Below are 24,385 nucleotides of genomic sequence, written 5' to 3'. Positions count from 1 at the left end.
CTGACCCCAGATAGCTTTGCCGCGAGCCTCAACGCGTCAGCGCAGCCAACTGAGATTTCAAGCCGGGTAGGTCATGGGTCACCGTGGCCCACACGATGTCCAGGTCCACGGTGAAATACCCGTGCGCCAGCGCGTTGCGCATTTCATAGGCAACGCCCCAGGGCACTTGTGGGTGCCGCTGCGCGAAAGCTGGGTCGTGCTTGCCCACGTTCTTGCAGGCCTCGCCAATGATCTCCAGATTGCGGATCACCGCGTCCTGCGTCTTGCGATCCGCCTTGAAACTGGCGGCATCCTGGCCGGCCGTGTAGCTCTGGATGTTGTCGATCGCCTCGGCGATGTGGCGCAGGTAGTCCGCCGTGCGCAGCGGCTTGCTGCGCGTCACAGGCGCACTGCCTCACGCAGCACCTGTTCGCGAAAGCTCGCGGGCAGGCCGTTGGGCGTCAACACATCCACCTCCATGCCCAGCAGCGCCTTGAGCTCGTAGCGAATGGCGCCGATGTCTAGCAGCGTGGTCGCCGGTGTTGGTTCCACCAGCAAGTCCAGGTCGCTGCCCTCCACATCGTCCCCATGAATTGCCGAGCCAAACACGCTCACGCCCGCCACGTGGTGACGCAGCGCGATCTCGCGTATCTGCGAGCGGTGTCGGGCAAGAGCGAGGGATGGACGCATGAGGACGAGTTTAGCCATTCGGTGGCATTTGCAGTGCGCACAACTGCATGCGGTGGTTGCGCTCGTGCTACCCAAGCCCGTCCATCCCCTCACAGGCGCCGGGCGGCTGGTCCGTGTTGTTCCGTGGCATTCCTCACAGGGGCGCTGGTCAAGGGCTTAAGAAATGCGGGCATCATGCAGCCAGGGTAGGCAAAGAGATCAACAAGGCATGGCAACACTGATTCCGGCGATAGGGAGCTGCGTTTCGCGCATGACGAGTGGCGAGAAGCGTTTGGCGGAGCGTCTCGAACAGAAACTGGATGCCGACTATTTGCTCTGGTACGACGTGCCGGTTGGCCCCAAGCAGTCGCACCCGGACTTTGTCGTCATCCATCCGCGCCGCGGCTTGCTGATTCTGGAAACCAAAGATTGGAAGCTGGAGACCATCAAGAGTGCCACCCGGCAGGCTTGGGAAATCATTCCTGACGGCCACCCGAAAGTGGTCATCAACCCGTTGGCGCAGGCCCGCCATTGCGCGATTCAGGTGGTGAACGCGCTGGAGCTCGACCCGCAACTGGTGCAACCCACCGGCGCCCACCGGGGCAAGCTGGCCTTTCCCTGGGGCCATGGGGTGGTGTTCACCCGCATCACGCGCCGGCAGTTTGAATCGGCTGGACTGGGCGAGGCGATCGAGCCGCACTACGTGATCTGCTCCGACGAGATGACCGAAATTGCCGACCCCGAGCAGTTTCAGCAACGCCTGTGGAACATGTTTCCCCACGCGTTCGGCAGCGTCATGTCGCTGCCCCATCTCGACCGCGTGCGCTGGATCATGTTCCCCGAAGTGCGTGTGCCCACGCAAGAGAGCCTGTTCGACGACAGCGACGAAGCCGCCGAAATGCCCAGCATCATGCGCGTGATGGACCTGCAGCAGGAGCAGCTGGCGCGCAGCCTGGGTGAAGGCCACCGCGTGATCCACGGCGTGGCGGGTTCGGGCAAAACCATGGTGCTGGGCTACCGTGCCGAATACCTGGCCAAGGCGCACACCGTGGCGAGCAAGCCCATCCTCATCCTTTGCTACAACGAGCCGCTGGCCGTGAAACTGGCCAGCATCATGGAAGCCAAAGGCCTGTCAGCCCAGGTGCACGCCCGGCATTTCCACAAGTGGTGCCGCGAGCAACTCGTGGCCTTCGGGCAGACGCTGCCGGCGAACCACCTGCCGGTGAGCGTGAAGATGGACGAGATGGTGCAGCGCGTGATCGAAGGTGTGGACCGCAAGCAGATCCCCAGCGGCCAATACCAGGCGGTGCTCATTGACGAAGGCCACGACTTCGCGTCCGAATGGCTCAAGCTCGTGGCGCAGATGGTCGACCCCGCGACCAACAGCCTGCTCGTGCTCTACGACGATGCGCAAAGCATTTACGATCGCAGCCGCAGCAAGCAATTCAGCTTCAAGAGCCTGGGCATCCAGGCGCAGGGGCGCACCACCATCCTCAAGATCAACTACCGCAACACGCGGCAGATCTTGCAGACGGCCAACCTCATTGCCGCCGAGCTGCTGACCGCTGAGGACAAAGACGACGATGGCATTCCGCTGCTCAAGCCCGTGAGCTGCGGGCGCGATGGCGAAGCGCCCATCATCATCCGCCTGCCCAGCCTGCGCGAAGAAGTGGCGCAGATGGCCGACCAGCTCAACGCCGCGCACAGCGAAGGCCACGCCTGGGGCGACATGGCCATCATCTGCCGCCACTGGAGCGAGATGGACGAATGCGCCGGCGTGCTGAAGCGGCGCGGCCTGCCGCACCAGGTGCGCAAAGGCGCGGGCACCTTCAACCCCGCCGCCGACACCATCAAGGTGCTGACCATGCACGCCAGCAAAGGGCTAGAGTTTCCCGTGGTGGCGCTGGTGGGCGTGGGCCACATGCCCGCGCAGAACGAGAGCGAGATCGACGAAGCGCGGCTGTTCTATGTGGGGGCGACGCGGGCCACGCAGCGGCTCATCATCGGGCTGAGTGGCAGCGGGCAGTTTGCGACGCGATTGGCTGCTTGAAGTGAGTTGCCCGGAACCTGACCACGACCTCGGCCATGGAAGCCACACCCACCCGATTCAACGGCACGCTCAAGAAATGGAACGCTGAGCGAGGCTTTGGTTTTGTGGCGGCCGAGCAGGGCGGGCAAGAGCTGTTTTTGCATGTGTCCGCCATGCCTCGTGATGGGTGGATACCCGTCATCGGCGAGCCGCTGTCGTTCGAGATCGAACTGGACAAGGAGGGGCGCAAGCGGGCGGTGAGGGTCCGCCGGCCTGGCGTGCCACTGCTTGTCAAGGCGAGCCGCCCGGAGCAGGCGCGGCACCCAGCCCGGCGACCCGCTCAGCGCACCTCTTCAAGTTCTGTAGTCTTCGGCTTGGTGGTGTTGCTGCTGGCTACCGGCGTGGGCTGGTACGCCTATGGTCAGTACACCAATCGGGCTGAAGCATCGCGTGCGGCGGTACCCCAGGGCCTGATGAGCGCGAAGCCTGCTGCAACAACGCAGCATATTCAGCAGCAGCCCGCCTTCCATTGCGATGGGCGCCAGCACTGCTCGCAAATGACGTCCTGCAGCGAAGCCAAGCTGTTCCTGAAGAACTGCCCCGGCATGGAGATGGATGGCGATGGAGACGGCGTGCCTTGCGAGCAGCAGTGGTGTGTCGGGGGTTAGTTGGATTCTGACCCCGAGGATCCTCCTAATATCCCCCCTTATTGCTCGATATCAAACAAGAGAAAGCTGATGCCAATCGTAAATGTAACTGCCGATGAATTTGGAGCTGAGTTTACGGCATCCTCGTTTCTCAACCATCTCTCACTGCAACAAGACCGTTGGTGGGATGGTGACAGAATGAAGTTCATTTTCCGTGGCCAACGCGATTCTTCCTGGCATCTTATTTCAAGCGCCTTTCGTGATCCCGCTCCGAGAATCCTAGCTGAAGTGATCGAGTACGCCTCAGCACTTCGTCGCGCGAATGGATTAGATCCAAGTCCGGGTAGAGTTAGGCTTTGGGCTATAGCGCAACTGCACTATCAGTTTGCAAAAATGTCAGTGGAGACAGGTTTTAGAGGGCGATTAAGGTGCTGTGAATGGTATCCGCAAAATCATAGCGATCAGGCAGTGCTTCAACATTTTCAAGAGTTTCTCTGTCCGTACATGGTTTGCCCTGAGGAACGGCCAAATGCCATTGATTTTCTGGCGCTTGCTCAGCACCATGGGATTCCAACGGCACTCATTGATTGGACATCAAACCCGATTTTTGCTTTGCATTTTGCGACACGAGATTGGATGCTCAGCGATGATCGAACTGCGATTGCAGTTTATGCTTTTCCTAATGATCGCAGCTTCACGCAATCTATTTCAGGATCAGATGGGGTGTTCAGTAGGCGGGTGAACGTTGTTGAGGCCGATCTTGTCACTAACAGATACGCTTTTCAACAGAGCGGTTGCTTCACGCTAGAAGAAATCACAGATATTGAAAGGCTATATTTAAAGCAAGATCGATATTATTCGATTGACGAGGTTGAGAAGATAGACGATGATCAATTTTTCCTGTATAAATTCGTTCTGCCTGCAGCAGAGGTGCCTCGTTTAAGGCTAATGCTAGATAGACAGGGAGTGATGGATCATATCCTCATGCCGACGCTGGATGTGGCAACCAAAACAATTGAATCAATTTGGCGAGCGCGAAATCTAGCTTCGCCAAAATAACCGAAAGAACGGCAGTGGGCCAGCGCTTGCATGGCCTCACTTTCCCCAACTATCCTTCAACCCCGTCACCCGGTTGAACACCAGCCGCCCGCCCGTCCTGTGGTCCACCCGGTCGGCCACGAAGTAGCCGTGGCGCTCGAACTGGAATTTTTCGTCTGCGCGGGCCCGGGCCAGTGATGGCTCCACGTAGGCGTTCACGATCTGCAGGCTGTTGGGGTTCAAAGCTTCAATAAAGTCCTTGCCGCCAGCGTCGGGCATTTCTTCCGAGAACAGGCGGTCGTACAGGCGCACTTCAGCGCTCACGCCTTCACTCACGCCCACCCAGGTGATCACGCCTTTCACCTTCACGCTGTCGGCGCCGGGGGTGCCGCTCTTGGTGTCGGGGATCAGGATGGCGTGCACTTCGGTCACGTTCCCCTCGGGGTCTTTCACGGCGCCGGTGCATTCGATGATGTGGCCGTATTTCATGCGCACCTTGTTGCCGGGGAAGAGTCGGAAGAAGCCCTTGGGCGGAGTTTCTTCATAGTCGGTGCGCTCGATCCAGAGTTCTTTGCCGAACTGCAGGGTGCGCTTGCCCAGCACGGGGTGGTGCGGGTGCACCGGGGCGTGGCATTCGTCGAGCGTGCCAGCGCCGTGGATGCTGTCCCAGTTGGTGATGACCAGTTTCACCGGGTCGAGCACGGCCATGCCGCGCGGGGCTTTCGGGTCCAGGTCTTCGCGCAGGCAGCCTTCCAGCGTGGAATAGTCGATCCAGGAATCGCTCTTGGTGACGCCAATGCGTTCGGCGAAGAGCTTCAGGCTTTCGGGCGTGTAGCCGCGGCGGCGCAGGCCGACGATGGTGGGCATGCGCGGGTCGTCCCAGCCGCTCACTTTGTGGTCGTACACCAGCTGGGCGAGCTTGCGCTTGCTGGTGATCACATAGGTGAGGTTGAGCCGGGCAAATTCGTACTGGCGTGGCGGTGGGCTTTGCAGCAGGCCGCCTTCGCACAAACGCTCCAGCAGCCAGTCGTAAAACGGGCGCTGGTCTTCAAACTCCAGCGTGCACAGGCTGTGGGTGATCTGCTCCAGCGCGTCTTCAATCGGGTGGGCGTAGGTGTACATCGGGTAGATGCACCATTTGTCGCCGGTGTTGTGGTGGGTGGCGCGGCGGATGCGGTAGATGGCTGGGTCGCGCAGGTTGATGTTGGGGCTGGCCATGTCGATCTTGGCGCGCAAGACCATGGAGCCGTCTTCGTGTTGGCCGTCGCGCATCTCCTGGAAACGCGTGAGGTTTTCGGCGGGGGTGCGGGCGCGGAAGGGGCTGTCGGTGCCGGGGGTGTTGAAGTCGCCACGGTTCACGCGGATCTGCTCGGGCGTCTGCTCGTCCACATAGGCCAGGCCGGCGCCAATCAGGTACAGCGCGGCCTCGTACATGAAGTCGAAATAGTCGCTGGCCTGGTAGGGCAGGGCATCGGTGTTCGGCTGGCCGGGCTCGCCGTTCCAGCTGAAGCCCAGCCACTTCACCGCGTCGATGATGCTGTTGACGTATTCCGTGTCTTCCTTCTCGGGGTTGGTGTCGTCAAAGCGCAGGTGGCACACGCCGCCGTATTCCTCGGCCAGGCCGAAGTTTATGCAGATGCTCTTGGCGTGGCCCACATGCAGGTAGCCGTTGGGCTCGGGCGGGAAGCGGGTGCGGATCTTCGCCGGGTCGGGCTGGCCGTTGGCGTGGTGGGTGGCGTTGCCCGGGCTGCCGCCCCAGCGGCGGCTGGCGTAGGTGCCTTGCGCCAGGTCTTTCTCGATGATCTGGCGCAGGAAGTTGCTGACCTTGTGTTCCCCGGCCTCGCCGGTGGTGTCGGGCGCGCCGCCGGCGGGCTGGCTGGTGGATGGATTGTTGGGGGCGTTGGTGCTCATTGGCCGATTCTAGGGCGGGGTGGCGCGCGCGAGCCGCCCCGGCGCGGCGCGGGTGTCGCCGGCGCTTTGGCGCCGGGTTGCAGGGGCTGTTTGTGGCGCCTGCCACACAGCCCCGAGGCGATTTCCGGCGCGCCGAGCGTGACGCATGCCTCAGGAGGGGTAGGCATGCCGACGAGGGGCGCCAGATCACGGCTCGGCGGCGGGCGCTTGCCGCTAAGGTCGGCGCAGTGGGCCCGCAGCTACCCGAAGCGCTGAGGCCCGCCACCACATCGATAAAAAAGAAGAAGGACCAGCGCCATGGACCACAAAGACGGCCCCCCTACGATTCAGGTGGACGATGAACCCGCGCAATGGGAGTCGACCCATGTGGACGATGTGTTCCTGCCCGCGGTGCGGGTGTCGCTGGCCTGGCGCGACGTGGAAGCTGCGGTGGAGCAGGGCGCGGTGGTGCCGGCGCAAGCGCACGCGCTGTGGGCCGCCTGGGCGGCGCCCGGTAGCCCGACGCGCCAGAGCGTGCCCAGCGGCCCGGTGGTCACCGAGTTTCATTCGACGATTGCCGACCTGCCCATGCCTGAGGAGTCGAGGGCGCCAGCGCCCTCGCTGGCCATGCGCATCGGCGGCCCCCTGGCCGGCGCCGTGGTGGGCTCGCTGCTGACCTGGATGCTGGTCGGCGGCTGAGCCACCTGAGGGCTCAGCCGCCTGGTGTCCAGCCAGCGTCGGTGCTGCGCCGGGTCTGGCGCTGCAAGTCTTGCAGCATCTGCTGCTCGAACTGCTCGCGCGCCTCGCGGGCGCGCTGCACAAAATCGTCTTCGTTGTTACGCTGGCTGCCCTGGGTGGTGAGGAAGTGCTCGGAGTGGCGGCGGAAATCGTCGGCCAGCTGGCGGGCGTGTGAGCGGTCAAAACCCAGCAGCTCCAGCGTGGCGCGCGCGCTCTTCAGCGAGCTCTCCAGCAGCTCGCGCTGCACGTGGTGCACCTGCGCCTCTTGCAGTTCCATGGCGTGCACCGCGTCGCGGGCGCGCGCCACGATGGAGAGGTTCGGGTGGCTGTGTTTCAGCGCCTGCACCAGGCGGTTGCACTGCGCCGGGTCGTCGATGGCGATCACGATGGCGCGCGCCTTGCCCACGCCCGCGGCGTGCAGCAGGTCGGGCTGGGTGGCGTCGCCAAAATAGACCTTGTAGCCAAAGCGGCGAGCCATGTCGACGGTGTCGGCGTTGTGGTCGATCACGGTCGGTTTGATGCCGGCACTTAGCAGCGTGCGCGCAACGATCTGGCCGTAGCGACCAAAGCCGGCCAGCATCACCGGCGCCTCGGGCTCTTCCACCGTGTCGGCCGCGCGGTGGCTGCCCTCGCTGCGCGCGAACCGGTCAAACGCCATGAGCAGCAGCGGCGTGGTGGCCATGGAAAGGGCTGAGATCAGGGTGAGCAGGTCGGCATCGCCGGCGGGCAACACGCCCGAGAGCTTGCCGGCAGCCAGCACCACAAAGGCGAACTCGCCCACTTGCGACAGCAACACCGCAAACAGCGAGCGAGGCGAGCCGCGCAGGCCGACCCAGCGGCCGACCAGCCACATGCCGCCCAGCTTGAGCCCGACCACCAGCAGCAGGCCGAGCAGCACATGCAGCGGATCGCTCACCAGCAGGCCGAGCTGCATGCTCATGCCCACCGCGATGAAGAACAGGCCCAGCAGCAGGCCCTTGAACGGCAGGATGTCGCTCTCTAGCGCATGGCGGTATTCCGAGCTGGCCAGCAGCACGCCGGCCAGAAACGCGCCCAGGCCCATGGACAGGCCGACGCGGTGCATCAGCGCCGCCACGCCCAGCACCAGCAGCAGGGCCACCGCGGTGAACAGCTCTCGCGCTGGCTGGCGCGCGATGATGCGCATGACCGGGTAGGCCACGTAGCGCCCGACCACGATCACCGCCAGCACCGCACCGATCTGTGCCCAGGGGCTGGTGAACGGATCGTCGGCCGCGTGCGCACCAGGCGCTGCGGCGACCGCTGCCGTGCCCAGCACCGCGGCCAGCGCCAGCAGCGGAATGGCCGCGATGTCTTCGAACAGCAGCATGGCAAACGCCTTCTGGCCCATGGGCGTGCCCATGAGGTTGCGCTCTTGCAGCAGGCCGACCACGATGGCGGTGCTGGACAGCGCCATGGCCAGACTCGCCACCAGCGAAGCCTGCCAGCTCCAGCCCAGCAGCAGGCCAAGCGGCAGCAGCAGCGCGGTGCAGACCAGCATTTCCAGCGCGCCGCCGCCAAACACCGCGCCGCGCATGGCCCACAGGCGCCGCGGCTCCAGCTCCAGGCCAATCACAAACAGCATAAGCACCACGCCGAGCTCGGACACCCGCAGGATGGCCGCCGGGTCGTTCACCAGCGCCAGACCTACCGGGCCGATCACCACTCCGGCCAGCAGGTAGCCCAGCACCGAGCCCAGACCCAGGCGCAGCGCAATCGGCACGATGATCAGCGCCGCCACCAGAAACAAGATGGCCTGGGTCATGCGGCCGCCTGCGCGCTGGGCTGGGCCGCGCGGTGGCGCGCGAACTGCTGGGCCAGGCTGTCGGTGCATCGGCTGAGCTGCTCGCCGGTGTGGCTGTGACCGCCGTACTCGATGTGGGGCGGCAGCCAGCGCATGCCGCAAAAGCGCGCGGTCTGCTCGATGGGCGCCACGAAGTCGGCAAACGGGCGCTGGTGCGCGCCGCCAGGCGCGTAGTCGCTTACCGAGCCGCCGGCGCTGGCGACCCACCAGGCGGCCTTGCCGCGCAGCGCGTCGCCACCCGGGCCAAACGCCCAGCCGTGCGTCAGCACCTGGTCAAACCAGTGTTTGAGCAAGGCGGGCACGGTGTACCAGTACACCGGCGCCAGCCAAACGACCAGATCGGCGCGCGCCAGCGCCTGCTGCTCGGCCGAGACATGGATGTCGAAGTCCGGATAAAGGTCGTAGAGGGTGCGGATCTCGGTGCCAGCATCGGCCTCGAACACCGGTTGCATGGCCTTGATCACCAGCGACTGGCTGGGCCGGGGATGGGCGTGGAGGACGAGGGTGCGGGGCATGGTGCGCGGGCGATTGACCGGTGGAGCGGCAGGGTCAGCGCACGATATCACCTGCCGGATGGGCGCGTGGGCCAGGCAGGCGCGCCCAAGGGAAAGCCGGGCACCGGGGAATCACCCCCGGGCCCGGCTCGATGCGGGTCAGCGCCTGTTGCCTGGCCTGACCAACGCGCGGACTGGCGTTGTTGCCCGGAGGCGGTCAGAAGGCCAGGTTGATCTGCAGGATGGCGGTGGTGCCGCTGACTTCGTTGCCCACCACCAGCAGCGGCTTGCCATTGGGCGACTGGGCCGCGGGAATGAACACCAGGCCTTCGGGCCCGAGGTCACCGACGGTGGCCAGGCTCGGTGGGTCGGTCACCCATTCGTCCCGGGTGTTGAGGTAGTCCACGCGTGTCGGTGCGGCGGGGTTGGTGATGTCGTACACCAGCACGCCGCCCATGCGCTCCAGGCCGATGAAGGCGAAGGTCTTGTTGCCGATCTTGCCCAGGGCCAGACCTTCGGGCTCGGGACCCTTGGCGTCGCTGCGGCTGTCGAGCGCGTTGCCCTCGTTGTGGCCGGAGTTGAAGTAGGTCGCGCAGGGAATGCTGCGGTTTGTGCCGAGCCTGCAGTCAGCGCTGTTCAGGAACTGTTCGATGGCGGCACCCGAGTCCCAGACCAGCGTGCCGTTGGCATCCCAGATGCTGAACGAGCGTGCGCCGTAGCTGTAGAGCCTGTCGTACATCAGGCGGTCGCCGTTGGCGTCTTCTACGCCCGCGCTGGTGTAGCGCAGAGGCGCCCCCATGGCGTCGGTCTTGTAGCCCTGGACCCAGCTGATGTTGAGGCGTCCCAGCTCGCCGTTGGCGCTGCAAGTGCCCGGGCTGCCTGCGACGGCGCCACAGTAGCCAAACACCGCCGGGTCGAGCAGGGCGCCCGCCACAGGGGTAGCGCCAGCCACGCTGCGCAACTGCGGCGGCACCACTTGCCACCCTGCTGCCCGCACCAGGGCCGATACCCGCAGCTCTTCAATGAAACCCAGCGAGGGGTTTTGGGTGCCCAGGTAGTCGGGGTTGTCTTCGCCCCAGGCGCGCGCGTCACCCTCGTTGGCCGTAACCAGGTAGGTCTGGCCGCCTGCGCTGTACGAGGCCATGCTGTCGGGCTGGTACATGCCGTGCACGCCTGCCCAGCTTCTGATGTTGATGGCGTTGTCCCGGTCGGATACGTCGAGCTCATTGCCCGCCACGCCGTGGTCCTTCAAACCCAGCGGCAGGATGTTGGTGACGACCGCCGTGGCGATGTCGACCTTGGCCAGGGCATTGTTCTCCTGCAGCGCGACCCAGGCGGTGCTGCCGTCGGCCGAGATGGCGATGTACTCGGGCTCGAGGTCCTGCGCGACGGTGGCGCCAGGGCCGTACACGCGAACGCCGCTGGCGCGCAGTGCGGCTGCCTGGGCGTTGAAAGCGGTGAAGCTGGCGGTGCGAACCACGGGTGTCGCGAGGTTGCGCACGTCGATCACGCTCACGCTGCCTTCGGGGTCGGTCTGGTAGTCGTCGCTGGGCTCGCCTTCGTTGGCCACCAGCACGCTGGTGCCGTCGGGGGTGAAGGTGATCATGTCGGGCTGGGCGCCGATGGTCGCCGAGCTGATCAGGCTGAGGTCGCTGGCGCGGTAGAGCGCCATGCGGCCCGGGTCGGTTTTCACAGGGGCCTGAATGGCCACGGCCACGGTACCGTTGAACACCGCCACGCTGTTGATTTCGGCGCCGATGAGCACGGCGGTGGCGTCGAGGGTGCCGATTTTCACCGGGTTGGCCGGGTCAGCCAGGTTGAGCACGTCCACCGCGCCCAGCTGGGCGTTGACCACGAACAGGCGCTGGCTGGCAGCGTCAAACGCCGGGATCTCGGCGGCGCTCACCTCGAACTGGCCAGTGCTGTAGCCACCGATTTTCTCCAGTGTGAGGCTGCTGGGCGTGGCCTCGGGTGCTGTCGGCGTTGTTGGTGCGGGATCGTCGCTTCCGCCGCAGGCGGTGAGAGCAGCGCTCAACAGCAGGGACAGGGCGAAGACGTGGGTGCGAGGGCGGTGGACAGGGAACAACATGCGAGCGGGTCTCCAGACGGAACAAGGTGGAAGCCCTGTTTATCGGCGGACCGCATGACGTTGCTGTGACGGGTTGATGAGATGGGCGTGACAGTTGGCTGGGCGCTCACTGCCCGAAGCGCGGCCCGTCTTTCAGGAACATGGCTTCTTCCACCGTGGTGTCGCGACCCAGCGCGGCGTTGCGGTGGGGAAAGCGGCCGAAGCGTTGCACGATGTCGCGGTGCTGCTCGGCAAAGCCCAGGTTGCTGGCCAGCTTCTCGCGCAGCTCGGGCGGGCTGCCCTCGTGCAATGCGGTGAAGCGTTCGACGCAGCGGTCTTGCAGGGCGAGGTCTTCGGCGTGCATCAGCGGCATGTAGAGGAACACGCGCCCGACGCGGGCCAGCGACTCGTCTTCGCCAGCTTCCAGCGTGCGCAACACCAGCTGCTGAGCCCGGGTATCGCCAGCGAACGCACGTGCCTGGCCGCGGTAGATGTTGCGACTGAACTGGTCGAGCAGGATCACCAGCGCCAGCCGCGCGGGCAGGCGGCTTTCCCAATGGGTCAGGTCGCCGTCGAGCGCGGCGTCCACGCCGGCGCTGAAGCGGTCGTGGATGAGCTTGTCTTGCTCGGCGCCACCGCCGAACCAGAGCGCTTTGTGCTCGGTGCTGGGCCAGTCGTTGCGCAGGCCGTCACCGAACCAGAAATCGAGCACCTCGGTGACGGAGTCGGGGTGGTGTGACATGCGTGCTCCAGGGGTTGTTACGTCTGGCAACGTGTTTGACGCGCCATGCGGTACAGGTTACTGCGGAATTCCCTGTAATGCACCCACGGGATCGGCAGGTTCCGCAACAGGAGTCCCACATGAAATCCAAGTCCTTGAATACCCCCTGGCAACGCAGTTCGGTCTGGGCCCGCGGTCTGGCCCTGGTGTCGCTGGCGGCTGGCGCATGGGCCTTGTCGGCCGGCGCGGCCCAAGCGCGCGGCGACACCGATGTGTACTGGTCGATTGGCATCAACCAGCCCGGCGTGAGCGTGGGCGTGTCGAATGCGCCGCCCGTGGTCTATCGGGAGCCCCGTGTCGTGTACCGGGAGCCGGTGGTGGTGTACCGGGAGCCGCGGGTGGTGTATCGCGAGCCCAGGGTGGTTTATCAGCGCCCCGTGGTGGTGGCACCGGCTCCGGTGATCTACCAGAGCTGGGGTCATCCGCGTTTTGACGACCGCCGCGGCTACAAGAAGCACAAGTGGCACAAGCGGCAGGAACGGTATGAAAGCCGCTATGACAACCGCTGGGATGGCGGTGATCGCCGCGGCGGCCGCGGCCGCGACTGAGCCCAGGCTCACATGGCGCGAAAGCGCTGCGCGTAAAGCCGGCTGACCGGCCAGTGGTCGGGGCGCTGTCGCAGGCGCAGCGACAGCTTGCCGGCTTCGTCGCGGTTCACGCTGTCGATGGCCGAGGCGCGCACCACGGTGCCGCGGTGGATCTGCCAGAACTCGGCCGGGTCCAGCCGCGGCAGCAGTTCACGCAGCGCGGTGCGGATCAGGTACTCGTGATCGGCAGTTAGCACGCGCAGGTACTTGTCGGCCGCTTCAAACACCAGCACCTCGCCCAGCGGCACCATGCGGATGCTGTTGCCCACGCTGGCCTGGATCACGGTCAACGGAGGTTCGGCCGGTGCTTCCACCGATGTGGGACCGAGCAGCTGGCGCAATTGACCGATGGCTTCGTCCAGCTGCTGCGGCGCGGGCAGTGAGCGCGCCAGCCGTTCCTGCAGGCGCTGCACCGTGCGGTCCAGCCGCTCGGGCATCACGGGCTTGAGCAGGTAGTCCACCGCCTGCGCCTCGAAGGCCTGCACCGCGTACTGGTCGTAGGCGGTCACGAACACCAGCGCCGGGAACGGCACATCGTCCAGCCAATGCTCGGCCAGCTCGGCCGCGGCGTCCAGCCCGGTCTGACCGGGCATGCGGATGTCGAGGAACAGCACATCGGGTTGCAGGGTCAGCGCTTGCTGCACAGCCGCCGGGCCATTGACCACCACCGACACCACATCGAGCTCGGGCCACGCCTTCTTCAGCTCGGCCTGCAATGCAGCGGCCAGCAACGGTTCGTCTTCGGCGATCAGGGCGGTGGGGCGGGGCGTCGAGGTGCCGGGCATGGAAGTCCAGGAAACTGTGCTGAGCGTTTCGGGTCGGGGCGTCAGCGGCGTGCCGGGTTCCCTAGGGTGGAGACCACCGGTGGCACATCGTCGCCGGTCAGCGAGAGGCGCCCGCGCAGGCTCATGTAGGCGAGTGCCATGAGGTTGCCCAGTACGGCCAGCGCCATGTCTTTGTGGGCGTCCCACACGTCGCCCTGCGTGCCCAGGTAGGCGGCGCCCAGTTCGGGGGCGACCACCATGGCGGCAGCCCATTCCACCAGCTCATAGACCATGGCATGCAGGCCCATGAAGCTGGCCATGACGACCCACATCCAGACCGCACGACGCACCCGCACGACCCGCCCGATCAGCTCGGTGAAGATGGGGGTGAGCAGCAGACCGTAGGCCAGGTGCACGAGGCGGTCGAAATGGTTGCGCTCCCAGCCGAACAGCGAATTGAAGGTGTGGCCGGTGAGCGCCTGCCACCAGCGGTCGTAGGGCACTTCGGCGTAGGTGTAGTGGGAGCCGAGCGAGTGCAGGCAGAAGAACAGGAACATGCCCACGCAGGCGCCGTCGCTGAAGCGCTGGAAGCGCCACGCATACAGGACGGTGGGCAGTGCCAGGAACACCAGGACGTTCTCGATCAGCCAGTCTGACGGAAAGAGCGGGTTGATGGCGCACGCGATCCACACCGGTGCATACAGGGCGAGCAGGGTCTGGGGCAGCCAGTGGCGCTGTGTCATGCGGGCATGGGTTCTCGCGTTGCGAGCGGCAGGAGGATGGATACGGTGGTGCCGGCGCCGGGGGTCGCAGCGAATTGCACCCGCCCGCGGCCGTCATAGGCACTGGCCACGCGCTCGCGCACCTGGGCGAGGCCGAAACCCTCCGCAGGCGCGCCGTCGAAGCCGACGCCCGTGTCCCTGACTTCCAGCACCAGATGACCGCCCTGCTGAAGAGCGCCGACCCTGAGTTCGCCGCCCGCCACGCTGGGCTCCAGCCCGTGGCGGATGCTGTTTTCCACCAGCGGCTGCAGCAGCAGGGGCGGTAAGGGGTGGCTGGCCAGGGCATCGGGCAGGTTCAGGCTGACCTGCAGGCGCGGCCCCATGCGCACCGCCATCAGCGCCAGGTAGTCGTCCAGGCGCGCGAACTCGTCGGCCAGCGTGTGCGGTGCCTGCTGAGCTTCGCCGCTGCGCGAGGCGCGCAGGGTGGCGCGCAGGTAGTCGTTCAGGCGGTCGAGCATGGCGATCGCGCTGGCTGGCTCGGTGGCGATCAGGGCGCGCAGGTTGGCCAGCGTGTTGAACAGCATGTGCGGTTCCAGCTGGGTTTCCAGCAGGCGCAGCCGGGCTTCGGTGGCCTGGCGCTGGAGCGCGAGCGATTTTTCGCGCAGATAGAAGAAAAAGAGAAAGCCCAGGCTGATGGCCAGCGAGCTCAGCCAGATGCCCCAGAAGCGCTGGGGCGAGCTGCTCAGCAGGCCCCAGGTCGATTCGCCGCTGTACGCATCGCCGATGGTGGTGCCGAGCGCATAGCCCAGCACGACGCCGGTGAACAGCCAGGCGATGCTGCGTGGCGCGAGCGACCAGTAGCTCGGGGCCTGGGTGTGCAGCCAGTGGCGCAACCCGATGCGCACCGGGTCGGTGAAAAACCAGATGCTGGTGCTGATGGCGCAGCTGTAGACCAGCGAGCGGTCCAGTGCGTGCGTCTCCGATTTGCTCAGCCACTGGGCCAGCGCAATCAGCAGCGCGACCGCCCACACGATGAGCATGCGGCGCATCAAGCCCTTGTGGGTGTCGGCGGGCAGCCAGTGCCGCAGAAGGGTGGTGGTGGGTGACATGGGCGCGTGGTGCCGCGGTCGGGTGGGCACCAATTCTGGCACGGCGTGCGGCCTCAGGTTCCCGGGCGCTGTTGCTGCGCCAGTCGCTCGCGTTCGCGTTGCAGCATGCCGTCCTGAAACCCCGAACCGGCGCGCCAGACGAACACGCTCAGGCCGTGCATGAGCAGGCCGACGCCCCAGCCCAGCGCGGGTGCGATCGGCCAGTAGCGGCCTTGCCATGCGCCGACGAGGGCCAGTCCACCGATCACGCAGGCGTAGATCAGCGCGTGTGTGTACCAGCCCATCCGGGCCTTCACCCGCTTGCGCGCGATGCGTTCGAGTTCGGGTGGCAGGACGGTAGAGGGCGTGTTCATGATGTTCTCCAACAAGGGTGGGTCAGTGGCTTGCGGTGGTCATTCGCCAAAGGGCCAGGGCCCGCGCAGCGAAGATGCCGGTCAATGCGCCGTAGACCGCGCAGACGGTGAGGGCGAATGTGGGTTGTTGCGCTGTCTGGGGTTGCAGGGCGAGTTCGATGCCCACCATGTACTTCAGCGAAAAGATGGCGGCGATGAGCACCAGCGGCAGCCAGCTGCCGGGCAGGTGGAAGCGGCGTGCCTGCGGGTCGAAGCGGGCATGGCGCGCAGGCTTGAGATGGCGCAGCACGAACATCACGGCCGCCGCACTCGCCAGCCAGGCCACCAGCGTGGCGCCCAGCCTGCCTGAGCTGCTGAAGGCACTCACGACCCCGACCAGCGACAACACGCTCATGGCCGCGGGCAGCGCGAGGACGCGGGCCGTGCTGGCCTGGCGCGCCAGGGTCTGGCTCAGGCCCAGCGCCATCAGGGCGGCCAGCAGGCCCCAGACCCAGGCCGGTGTGCCTTGCAGGATGCGACCCACGGCCTGGGGCTGGTGGGTGACGAGTTGGAACAGCATCATGGTGAGGGCTCCTCAAAGAAACGGGTCAGACCAGGCCCAGCCACTGCCCCCAGACCAGCTGGCCCAGGAAGCGCGAGGGCAGCAGCGTGAAGCCGCCAGCAACGATGCAGGCGCCCACATAGAGCTGCACCATGGCTTTGCGGTGGCCGGCGATGTTGCCGCGCAGCAGGTTGCGGAAGGCGATGTAGAGGCCGCCGAGCGTGAGCGGCACCAGCAGGTGGATGGGCGTGTAGCCGGCGAAGTTGGGCATGCTGTGGTCGCGGATGAAGATGGCGGAGACCGCGGTGGCGAGCATGAGCGTGACCCAGGCATACCCAGCGGCGCGGTGCAGGCGCGGACGCTGGGTCTGGGCGATACGCCCGGCGTGGCCGCGGCGGGCCCACAGCGCCAGCGGTCCGAGTGCGACGGCGCCCAGCGCGGCGCTCAGGTGGATGGCAATGACGGGGGTGAGCTGCATGGGGTTCTCCGGTGGGTGGGGTCTGGGCCCGACTGTGCCTGCCGCAACGGGCGAGAGCCAGCCGATTGCGACGGTTTGGCTTGGTGGTGGCGCGAAACGCCGGCTGGGCGGCGTGAAATGCAGCCGGTTCGGGTGCCATGGCGGTGCACGAGGCGGCGCCCCGGTCCAGCCAGCTTTCTACAATGGGTCGAATCGACCTGACCGCTTTGGCCAGGATGCTCCCAGGGAGAACACCATGAACCCATTCCCGCCGCGCCGCCGTCTGCTGACCGCCGCTGTCGCCTGGCCGGTGCTGATGCTGGGCGGCTGCGCCCTGCTGCAGCCAGGTCCGCGCACGATCGAGATTTCCGAAGTGAAGCTGGTGGAGCTCATCAGGACCCAGTTCCCGTTCAACAGCCGCTATCTGGAGCTGTTTGACGTGTCGCTGGCATCACCCCGGGTGCGCCTGATGCCGGTGGAAAACCGCATCGGCACCGAACTGGGTTACGAGCTGGGCTCGTTTCTGCTGGGCTCGCGCGAATACCAGGGCAAGCTCAACCTGAGTTACGGGCTGCGCTTCGAGCCCAGCGACAACACCGTGCGCCTGAGCGAGGTGCGCGTGGAGGACTTCGAGGTACCGGGTGTGCCGTCGGCGTACGCTTCCCGGGCGAATCGGCTTGGTGCCCTGCTGGCAGAAAACCTGCTCAAGGACTTCGTGATCCACCGCCTCAAGCCCGAAGATCTGGAAGTGGCCCGGGGCTGGGGCTACCAGCCGGGTCTGCTCGACGTGGTGCCCGGTGGCTTGCGGCTGCAGCTCGATCCGGTGCAGCGCTGAGTCTGAGCGCGCCTGATCACCGGGTAACATCTCCACCCATCACAGGCCGGTATCTGGCCTGTTCTTTTTTTGAGCCGCTGCACAGGCGGTCGACACATGGACATCACGCTGCTGATCAAGGCCGCCATCATGGGAGTGGTGGAGGGCTTGACCGAGTTTCTGCCGATCTCTTCCACCGGCCACCTCATCCTGACCGCCGCGCTGCTCGACATGCCAGGCGACAAAACCAAACTGTTCGAGGTGGTGATCCAGACCGGCGCCATCATGGCCATCGTCTCGCTGTATGCCGCCAAGTTGTGGCAGACGCTGGTGGGCTTGCCCACAGAGCGCCAGGCGCAGCGCTTCACGCTCAATGTGCTGGTGGGGTTTTTCCCGGCGGCGCTGGCGGGCGTGCTGTTCATCGACTTCATCAAAAGCGTCTTGTTCAACCCGGTGGTGGTGGCGCTGGGATTCATCGTGGGTGGGGTGGTGATCTTGTGGGCCGAGCGCCTGCAAAGCCGCGGTCTTCCCCCGCGTGTGGACGACGTGGACCACGTGCGCTGGCAGGACGCGCTGAAAGTGGGCCTGATTCAATGCACTGCGCTGGTGCCCGGTGTGAGCCGCTCGGGCGCCACCATCATTGGCGCCATGCTGCTGGGCTTCAACCGCAAGGCGGCCACAGAATTCAGCTTCCTCCTGGCCATTCCCATGCTGTTCGGCGCGGCGACCTACGACATCTTCAAGAACCGCGATCTGCTGAGCACGGCAGACATCCCGCTCTTTGCCGTGGGTCTGGTGGTGTCGTACCTGTCGGCCTGGGTGTGCGTGAAATGGTTGCTGCGCTTTGTGGGCAACCACACCTTCGTGCCGTTTGCCTGGTACCGCATCGCCTTCGGAGGCCTGATTCTGATCACCGCGTACACCGGGTGGGTGGACTGGGTCGCTTGATCTTGCTAGGGTCAGGCGCATGAACGATTCCGCCATGGGCCCGCTGCTGGTGCGCCTGTCGACGCTGCTCAGCGGCGTGGCCTTGCTGGTGGTGGGGGTGGGCCTGCTGTTTTCGGTGCTGGGCTTGCGCGCCGGCCTGGCCGATTTCTCCAGCATCACACTGGGCCTGGTGACCTCGGCTTACTTCGTGGGCTTCGTGCTGGGCACCTACCTGTGTCCGGTGATGATCCGGCGGGTAGGACACATCCGCGCCTTCGCGGCCATGGCCTCCCTGGCCTCGACCATGCCCATCCTGCACGCCTTGTGGATCGACCCCTGGTTCTGGGGCGCGCTGCGCCTGGTCACCGGGGTGTGCATGGTGGGGCTCTACATCGTGCTGGAGAGCTGGCTCAACTCGCTGGCGCCCAACGCCCTGCGTGGCCGCCTGTTTGCCGTTTACATGGCGATCAACTTCGTCGGCCTTGCGGTGGGGCAGTGGCTGATTCTGGTGGGCGACCGGCTGGGCTTCGTGCCCTTTGCCATGGTCTCGGTGATGTTCTCGTTTGCGCTGCTGCCCATCACCATGACGCCGGTGGACGAGCCCGAGCCGGTCGAGGCGCCCAGGCTGAGCCTGCGCAGCATTTACGAAGCTTCGCCCGTGGGCATGGGCGCGGCCCTCTCTTCTGGGCTGATCACCGGTGCGTTCTACGGCATGGCAGCCCTGTTTGCGCAAGGTGTCGGGTTCTCGGATGCTCAGGTGGCCAGCTTTGTGGCGGCCGCGATTCTGGGTGGTGCCTTTTTCCAATGGCCGGTGGGCCATTACTCCGACACCCACGACCGGCGGCTGGTGCTGATGTGGGTGTGCATTTTCGGCGCTGGTGTCTGTAGTCTGGGCTACCTGCTGGCCGGTGTCTCGCCCGACTCGCTGATCCCGCTGGCGGTGCTGTTCGGCGGGCTGATTTTTGCCATCTACGGGTTGTGTGTTGCACACGTGAACGACGTGATCGACTCCTCGCGTCTGGTGGAATTCAGTGGTGGCCTGCTGCTCATCCACGGCATTGGCGCTGCCATCGGACCGGTGGCCGCCGGTGTGGTGATGGACGTGGCAGGCTCGTCCAGCCTCATGCTGTACTTCGCGGCCGTGATGGCTGGCCTGGCCCTGTACGCGCTGAAGCGGCTGCGCTACTTCACGCCCGTCCCTGCCGAGGAAAAGTCGACCTTCGTGGCCATGGGCGGTGGTTCGCAGGCGGTGCTGCAAATGGATCCGCGCAGTCTGGCCGATGACACCTCGCCGCCAGCGCATGGGGCACACGCGCCCGACGCGCCACGCTGAGCGCCTGGGCTCAGTGCCCTGATGGGGGTGTCGAGTTCGGCTCGTCCGGGATGGTGAAGCAGAACGTGGCGCCTGCGCCTGGCGTGCTCTCGGCCTGCAGCGCGCCACCATGCCGCAGCACGATGCGCCGCACGGTGGCGAGGCCAATGCCCAGGCCGCTGAATTCGTGGGGCAGGTGCAGGCGATGAAAAGGCTGGAACAGCTTGCCGGCGCGCGCCATGTCAAAACCGGCGCCGTTGTCGCTGACGCAGTAGTGGGTCTGGCCATCGACGGCGCGGGCAAACACCCGGATGTGCGCATCCTTTTTCAAGGCGCTGTATTTCCAGGCATTGTGCAGCAGGTTTTGCATCAAGGCGTCCATCAGGGCGGGATCGGCCTGCACCAGCAGACCTGGCTCGATCTCCCACGTCACCGAGCGCCCGGGTTCTGCGCTCGCCAGCTCTTCGAGCATGTGTTGGGCCAGTGCGCCGAGGTCCACCGGTTTTCGCTGCATTTCGCCGCGACCGTATTGCGCCAGCGCCAGCAGGCCATCGATCAGCTGGCCCATCTTGAGGCTGGCACCCTTGATGCGATCCAGATGCGCGCGGCTGGACGGGGTGAGTTCCTGGCTGTCCTCCTCCAGCGCCTGAGCGAAACCATTGATGATGCGAAGCGGGGAACGCAGGTCATGAGCCACGGCGTAGGAATAGCTTTCCAGTTCGTCGTAGGCATCCTTGAGCTCGCGCGTGCGCTCCTGGATGCGGTGCTCCAGCGAAGCGTTCAGGCGCCGGATTTCGAGCTCGGATCGTTTGCGATCGGTGATGTCCTGGCTGACGCCGAACGCCCGGATAGCCTTGCCCTCGGCGTCGCGCTCGAACTCGGCGCGCACGCTGAACCAACGATCCTGGCCCGTGATGCGGGTGCGGTAGGTGGTGTTGTAAGGACGCTTGCCTTGCAGTGCGTCCTTCCAGTCCGCGGCCATGCGATCCCGATCAGCAGGGTGTGCAGCGCCGATCATGTCCTCGCCCGTGAAATCGGCGCGCGGCAGGCCCAGGCGCTGGTGCGAGTTGCCCAGCGTGTGAAAGCGGTTATTTTGTACGTCTGCTTCGAAGCTGGCAAAACCGGCCAGGTTCTGCGCCTGCCGCATGAGCCGTTCGCTGGTGCGCAGGGCAGTTTCTGCCGCCTTGAGCGCGCTCAGGTCTTGCACCACAGAGATGAAGTAGTCAGGCACGCCGCCAGCTCGGCGCACCAGAGCCACCGTGAGGTGGGCCCAGACCAGGTGTCCATCCTTGTGGATATAGCGCTTTTCCAGCGAGTAGCGGTCGATCTCGCCAGCGAGGGCCCTGGCCAGCAGGCTCTCGTCCGGGGCCACATCGTCTGCAACGGTGAAGTCCCGGAATCGCATGCGCAGCAGTTCGGCCTCGCTGTAGCCGACCATCTGGCAGAAGGTCTTGTTCACGCGCAGCATCTGGCCTTGAAGCGACACGTGTGACATGCCGGCTGCTGCGAACTCGAAGGTGTCCAGGAAGCGCTGCTGGCTGCTCGCGGCCTGCTTGCCGATCTGGCGCAGCCTGAGGTTTTGCCGTTGCATCCATCCGATGGCTCCCACCACCACCACTTGCGCTATCAGAAACCAGAGGTTGAGCCAGAACGCTTCGACTGGATCCTGAATGGCGAAGCTGAAAAGGGGCGGAATCAGCAGGAAGTTGACTAGCGCCAGGCTGAGGACGGTGCTGAATATCCCTGCGGCCAGGCCGCCGTAGATCGCCGAGAGCGCCACCGCCAGCGAGACCGTGATGAAGCGGCCACCCGATTCGGCTGGCGCCAGTACCACGCGCAACCACCCCGCAAGCAGCGTCAGCACCAGTGCCACGGCCAGCCGCCGCCACAGGCTTCGGCGCTCAGGCTGCCAGTCGAGCAGCCGAGACCATAGACTATCGTCGGTGTGGCTCGCGCTGGACTTGGTAGGGTTCATGGGTTCGTGGCGGGCGGGCCGCCCTTTTGTTTATACCCACCTGTGACAAGGCTGGCGAGCACAACAGGACGGCCTTTTCCCTGCTGTTGCAGCATGAGCGAATCGCCCGCGAGAAAAGCAGCACTTAAGTGTTCAGCGCCTGCAAGGTGTCTGCAATCACGGCAGCAGTTTCCGCCGGCCGCTCCATCGGAAACAGGTGGGTGCCCTCGACCATTTGCAGTCGCTGCGGGTGACCGGTTCCCACCACCTTGTGCGTCATGTGCATGCCGACCTGCTGCATCTCCAGCGACGCGGTGCCGCCGATGAAGCCCACCGGGCAGGGCAGCGGGTGGCGGCGCAACAGGCGGTCCAGGTTGTGGGGCAGGGTGTTGTAGATCGCGGTTTCCACGGCGCGATCGAAGCTCAGCACGCGGCGCGGTCCGTGTGGCGTGTCCACGTCGTACGTGCCCAGGTCGATGTAGTCCTGCAGCACCTGCGGGTCCCAGCGGGCGAAGGCGGCCTTGTGCTGGAAGTGGCCCAGGGCGCTGGCCGCGTCGCCCCAGGTGTCGCGCCGGTAGCGGCTGATCTTGCCCGGCAGGATCGAGCCCACGAGCTGGGTTCGCTTGATCAGCTCGAGCGCACGCGCGCGCCAGCCACCGATGACAGGCGCGTCGAGCAGCAGCACACCGCGCACCGCATGCCCGCCGAGCTGCGGGTGCCGGGCAGCGCACATCAGGCTCAGAAAGCCGCCCAGCGAATGGCCCACCAGCCAGGCGCCCTGGCCATGCTGCTCGATCTCGGGCGCGGCAAAATCGGCCAGCTGCTGCACCAGGTGAGGCCAGTTGCTGGTGACCGGGTAGCGGGGATCGTGTCCGAATTTCTCCAGTGCACGCACCGAGAAGCCGCGCGCGCGCAGCGAGCGGAACATCACGCTGTAGGTGCTGGCGGGAAAGCTGTTGGCGTGGGAAAAGATGATGAGGGACATGGAGACCAGGTAGCCAGGGATGGCGCGATCACCGGCTCAGGCGCGCTGCAGTGTGATCGAGGAAGGGTCTACCCAAGCGCCACCCCGGGCGGGTGTGGCGGCGAGTCCAAAAGGTTCAGATCAGTTTTTCGCGCTCGTTGGTGATCTTGCGCAGTGGCTGGCTGCGCTCGCTGCCGCCCATCAGCGGCACCGCGGTGGGCGTGCCGTCCCAGGTGGGGTGTTCGATGCTGTCGAACACCTCGCGCAGCTTCTGGCCCCAGGTGTCGTGCAGCATGCGGAAGTAGGGGTTGTTCTCGTCGATGCAGGTGATCTTCTCGCTGCTCAGCCGATCGGCCTCGTACACCGCGAGATCCAGCGGCAGCCCGACCGACAGGTTGGACTTGAGCGTGGAATCCATCGACACCAGCACACACTTGGCCGCCTCGTCCAGTGGCGTGTCGGGTGTGATCACCCGGTCCAGCACCGGCTTGCCGTACTTGGATTCGCCGATCTGGAAGAACGGGGTGTCCAGCGTGGCCTCAATGAAGTTGCCAGCCGAATAGACCTGGAACAGGCGCATGCCTTCTCCCTGGATCTGGCCGCCGAAGATCATCGACACGTTGAAGTCCACCCCGGCGCGCTTGAGCGATTCGCCATCGCGTTCGTAGACGTGGCGCACCGCTGCGCCCAGCACCCGAACCGCGTCAAACATGCTGCGCGCGTTCCAGATCGTGATCGGATCGCCGCCTTCATGATCGGGCAGTTTCTCGACCTGCAGGATCTCTCGCACCGACTGCGAGATGCTCAGGTTGCCCGCGGACAGCAGGCACATGAAGCGCTCGCCCGGACGCTCGTAGATCAGCATCTTGCGATAGATGCTGATCTGGTCGAGACCGGCGTTGGTGCGCGAGTCGGAAAGAAAAACCAGGCCGGCTTTGAGCTTGGCGGCGACGCAGTAGGTCATAGGTGAGCGTGGGGATGTCGAAGGCGCCTTGTGGGTGCACATCAGGAGGAGAGGGGAAAGTCAGTCCCCAAGTGTAGGGCGGGGGCCTTCCGTGGTTGGCGATGCCCCGCCAGGGTAACCTGCAAGAGTGGCTTAGAAGTCGCCAGGATTGAACACTCTCAGCACGCCCAGCACGACTAAGCCGCCGTTTTCGTCGGACTGGGTGACCACCACCTGACCAAAGTCTGGCTGCTCGCCAGTCAGTGCATCGATGTTGGGATGGTGGGTTAGCAGCAGAAGGGGCGTATTACCCCGGTGCTGACGTGCCCAAGCTTCGGCGGCATCCAGGAATTCGTTCTGACGAGTGCCGCCGCCCGAGAAAGATTCACGCAATGCGGGATCCAGCGTTGCCTTGCCGAAGGCCAGCATGGCGGTGTCTCGCATCCGGCACATGGCGGAAGCCACCACATGGAGCCGCTCGGGGCCCACCCCCTGCGCCTGGAACACTCGTCCCATGGCTTCGGCCTGGCGCCGCCCCTTGGCCGAGAGCATGACTTCGCCCTCACACTGGCCGCTGGGATCGTAGCGGGTTCCAACGCCACGGCCGGTGTCCATGTGCCGACCGACCAGCACGATGTTGGGCTGTGTCTGGATGGTTGTCCAGAGGTCGGTCTGAGCCTGAGCAGCGACAGGAGCTGTCATTGTGAGCGTCGCCCAGAACGAAAGCAGGAGGCGGACGCTATGCACAAAGCCGTTGGCGAGGATCATGGTGTCTGAGTAGGT

The 24,385-nt window shown here is 65.3% G+C and carries 25 protein-coding genes; 8 read left to right on the top strand and 17 right to left on the bottom strand.

Annotated features, from left to right (window positions below; translation table 11 throughout):
• Nucleotides 1-28: 28 nt before the first annotated feature.
• Together GPT34_RS06875 and GPT34_RS06870 are read right to left on the bottom strand one after the other, a co-directional pair.
• Nucleotides 29-382 (bottom strand): DUF86 domain-containing protein, encoded by a 354-nt coding sequence (locus tag GPT34_RS06875; RefSeq protein ID WP_291010519.1) that lies wholly within the window; start codon nucleotides 380-382, stop codon nucleotides 29-31.
• Nucleotides 379-669 carry a nucleotidyltransferase family protein gene (locus tag GPT34_RS06870; RefSeq protein ID WP_291010518.1) on the bottom strand — a complete coding sequence of 97 codons (291 nt, stop codon included), beginning with the start codon at nucleotides 667-669 and terminating at the stop codon, nucleotides 379-381. The genes GPT34_RS06875 and GPT34_RS06870 overlap by 4 nt, the downstream gene beginning before the upstream one ends.
• Nucleotides 670-877: 208 nt before the next feature.
• Between GPT34_RS06870 and GPT34_RS06865 the strand changes: the two genes are divergently transcribed.
• The 3 genes from GPT34_RS06865 (at nucleotide 878) to GPT34_RS06855 (ending at nucleotide 4,383) form a co-directional block, all read left to right on the top strand.
• On the top strand, nucleotides 878-2,698 hold the full coding sequence (locus tag GPT34_RS06865; RefSeq protein ID WP_291010517.1) for an NERD domain-containing protein/DEAD/DEAH box helicase: 1,821 nt from the start codon (nucleotides 878-880) through the stop codon (nucleotides 2,696-2,698).
• Nucleotides 2,699-2,733: 35 nt separating this feature from the next.
• Entirely contained in the window at nucleotides 2,734-3,345 is a 612-nt protein-coding gene (locus tag GPT34_RS06860) for a cold shock domain-containing protein (protein WP_291010516.1), read from the top strand.
• Nucleotides 3,346-3,414: 69 nt separating this feature from the next.
• Entirely contained in the window at nucleotides 3,415-4,383 is a 969-nt protein-coding gene (locus tag GPT34_RS06855) for an FRG domain-containing protein (protein WP_291010515.1), read from the top strand.
• A gap of 36 nt (nucleotides 4,384-4,419) precedes the next feature.
• Here the strand turns inward: GPT34_RS06855 and GPT34_RS06850 are convergent, their stop codons facing one another.
• Nucleotides 4,420-6,273, bottom strand: coding sequence for a glutamine--tRNA ligase/YqeY domain fusion protein (locus GPT34_RS06850; RefSeq protein WP_291010514.1), 1,854 nt, complete (start codon nucleotides 6,271-6,273; stop codon nucleotides 4,420-4,422).
• Nucleotides 6,274-6,570: 297 nt separating this feature from the next.
• On the opposite strand from GPT34_RS06850, the gene GPT34_RS06845 reads away from it, so the two are divergent.
• Entirely contained in the window at nucleotides 6,571-6,951 is a 381-nt protein-coding gene (locus GPT34_RS06845) for a hypothetical protein (RefSeq protein WP_291010513.1), read from the top strand.
• A 13-nt stretch (nucleotides 6,952-6,964) separates the two neighbouring features.
• Here the strand turns inward: GPT34_RS06845 and GPT34_RS06840 are convergent, their stop codons facing one another.
• From GPT34_RS06840 to GPT34_RS06825, 4 genes are all read right to left on the bottom strand, one after another.
• On the bottom strand, nucleotides 6,965-8,773 hold the full coding sequence (locus tag GPT34_RS06840; RefSeq protein WP_291010512.1) for a monovalent cation:proton antiporter-2 (CPA2) family protein: 1,809 nt from the start codon (nucleotides 8,771-8,773) through the stop codon (nucleotides 6,965-6,967).
• On the bottom strand, nucleotides 8,770-9,327 hold the full coding sequence (locus tag GPT34_RS06835; RefSeq protein WP_291010511.1) for an NAD(P)H-dependent oxidoreductase: 558 nt from the start codon (nucleotides 9,325-9,327) through the stop codon (nucleotides 8,770-8,772). Before GPT34_RS06835 ends, GPT34_RS06840 begins: the two co-directional genes overlap by 4 nt.
• A 196-nt stretch (nucleotides 9,328-9,523) precedes the next feature.
• On the bottom strand, nucleotides 9,524-11,395 hold the full coding sequence (locus GPT34_RS06830) for a choice-of-anchor I family protein (RefSeq protein WP_291010510.1): 1,872 nt from the start codon (nucleotides 11,393-11,395) through the stop codon (nucleotides 9,524-9,526).
• 106 nt (nucleotides 11,396-11,501) lie between these two features.
• The gene (locus GPT34_RS06825; protein ID WP_291010509.1) at nucleotides 11,502-12,116 is read right to left on the bottom strand and encodes a DUF924 family protein; all 615 of its coding nucleotides are present in this window, start codon (nucleotides 12,114-12,116) and stop codon (nucleotides 11,502-11,504) included.
• A gap of 119 nt (nucleotides 12,117-12,235) precedes the next feature.
• On the opposite strand from GPT34_RS06825, the gene GPT34_RS06820 reads away from it, so the two are divergent.
• On the top strand, nucleotides 12,236-12,703 hold the full coding sequence (locus tag GPT34_RS06820) for a hypothetical protein (RefSeq protein ID WP_291010508.1): 468 nt from the start codon (nucleotides 12,236-12,238) through the stop codon (nucleotides 12,701-12,703).
• 8 nt (nucleotides 12,704-12,711) lie between these two features.
• Here GPT34_RS06820 and GPT34_RS06815 read toward each other — a convergent pair whose 3' ends face one another.
• Genes GPT34_RS06815 through GPT34_RS06790 form a run of 6 tightly spaced genes read right to left on the bottom strand, consistent with a single transcriptional unit; the run spans nucleotide 12,712 to nucleotide 16,709 of the window.
• Nucleotides 12,712-13,527: a LytTR family DNA-binding domain-containing protein gene (locus GPT34_RS06815; RefSeq protein ID WP_291010507.1), complete on the bottom strand. Its 816-nt coding sequence runs from the start codon at nucleotides 13,525-13,527 to the stop codon at nucleotides 12,712-12,714.
• Nucleotides 13,528-13,568: 41 nt separating this feature from the next.
• Nucleotides 13,569-14,249, bottom strand: coding sequence for a DUF2238 domain-containing protein (locus GPT34_RS06810; protein WP_291010506.1), 681 nt, complete (start codon nucleotides 14,247-14,249; stop codon nucleotides 13,569-13,571).
• Nucleotides 14,246-15,337: a histidine kinase gene (locus GPT34_RS06805; RefSeq protein WP_291010505.1), complete on the bottom strand. Its 1,092-nt coding sequence runs from the start codon at nucleotides 15,335-15,337 to the stop codon at nucleotides 14,246-14,248. The genes GPT34_RS06810 and GPT34_RS06805 overlap by 4 nt, the downstream gene beginning before the upstream one ends.
• A gap of 53 nt (nucleotides 15,338-15,390) precedes the next feature.
• A complete protein-coding gene (locus GPT34_RS06800; RefSeq protein ID WP_291010504.1) occupies nucleotides 15,391-15,690 on the bottom strand; it encodes a 2TM domain-containing protein in 300 nt (99 codons plus the stop codon).
• A gap of 22 nt (nucleotides 15,691-15,712) precedes the next feature.
• Complete coding sequence (locus tag GPT34_RS06795) at nucleotides 15,713-16,252, bottom strand: DUF6622 family protein (RefSeq protein WP_291010503.1); 540 nt, start codon at nucleotides 16,250-16,252, stop codon at nucleotides 15,713-15,715.
• Between the two features lie 25 nt (nucleotides 16,253-16,277).
• Nucleotides 16,278-16,709, bottom strand: a complete 432-nt coding sequence (locus tag GPT34_RS06790) for a DUF2306 domain-containing protein (protein WP_291010502.1) — start codon at nucleotides 16,707-16,709, stop codon at nucleotides 16,278-16,280.
• A 235-nt stretch (nucleotides 16,710-16,944) separates the two neighbouring features.
• Here GPT34_RS06790 and GPT34_RS06785 point away from each other — a divergent pair, with 235 nt between their 5' ends.
• From GPT34_RS06785 to GPT34_RS06775, 3 genes are all read left to right on the top strand, one after another.
• Nucleotides 16,945-17,523: a hypothetical protein gene (locus tag GPT34_RS06785; protein ID WP_291010501.1), complete on the top strand. Its 579-nt coding sequence runs from the start codon at nucleotides 16,945-16,947 to the stop codon at nucleotides 17,521-17,523.
• Nucleotides 17,524-17,619: 96 nt separating this feature from the next.
• Nucleotides 17,620-18,450 (top strand): undecaprenyl-diphosphate phosphatase, encoded by an 831-nt coding sequence (locus tag GPT34_RS06780; RefSeq protein WP_291010500.1) that lies wholly within the window; start codon nucleotides 17,620-17,622, stop codon nucleotides 18,448-18,450.
• Between the two features lie 19 nt (nucleotides 18,451-18,469).
• Nucleotides 18,470-19,762, top strand: a complete 1,293-nt coding sequence (locus GPT34_RS06775; RefSeq protein ID WP_291010499.1) for an MFS transporter — start codon at nucleotides 18,470-18,472, stop codon at nucleotides 19,760-19,762.
• A 10-nt stretch (nucleotides 19,763-19,772) separates the two neighbouring features.
• Here GPT34_RS06775 and GPT34_RS06770 read toward each other — a convergent pair whose 3' ends face one another.
• The 4 genes from GPT34_RS06770 to GPT34_RS06755 form a co-directional block, all read right to left on the bottom strand.
• The gene (locus GPT34_RS06770) at nucleotides 19,773-21,716 is read right to left on the bottom strand and encodes a PAS domain S-box protein (RefSeq protein ID WP_291010498.1); all 1,944 of its coding nucleotides are present in this window, start codon (nucleotides 21,714-21,716) and stop codon (nucleotides 19,773-19,775) included.
• A 124-nt stretch (nucleotides 21,717-21,840) separates the two neighbouring features.
• Nucleotides 21,841-22,680: an alpha/beta hydrolase gene (locus tag GPT34_RS06765; protein ID WP_291010497.1), complete on the bottom strand. Its 840-nt coding sequence runs from the start codon at nucleotides 22,678-22,680 to the stop codon at nucleotides 21,841-21,843.
• Between the two features lie 115 nt (nucleotides 22,681-22,795).
• Nucleotides 22,796-23,623 carry a proteasome-type protease gene (locus tag GPT34_RS06760; protein WP_291010496.1) on the bottom strand — a complete coding sequence of 276 codons (828 nt, stop codon included), beginning with the start codon at nucleotides 23,621-23,623 and terminating at the stop codon, nucleotides 22,796-22,798.
• A gap of 132 nt (nucleotides 23,624-23,755) precedes the next feature.
• A complete protein-coding gene (locus GPT34_RS06755; protein ID WP_291010495.1) occupies nucleotides 23,756-24,370 on the bottom strand; it encodes a histidine phosphatase family protein in 615 nt (204 codons plus the stop codon).
• Nucleotides 24,371-24,385: the final 15 nt, after the last annotated feature.

Origin of the sequence: Hydrogenophaga sp., assembly GCF_011390835.1 — a bacterium.
Classification (GTDB): Bacteria; Pseudomonadota; Gammaproteobacteria; order Burkholderiales; family Burkholderiaceae_C; genus Hydrogenophaga.
Note: the sequence above shows the minus strand (reverse complement) of the source record. Positions and strands in the feature narration are given on the sequence as shown.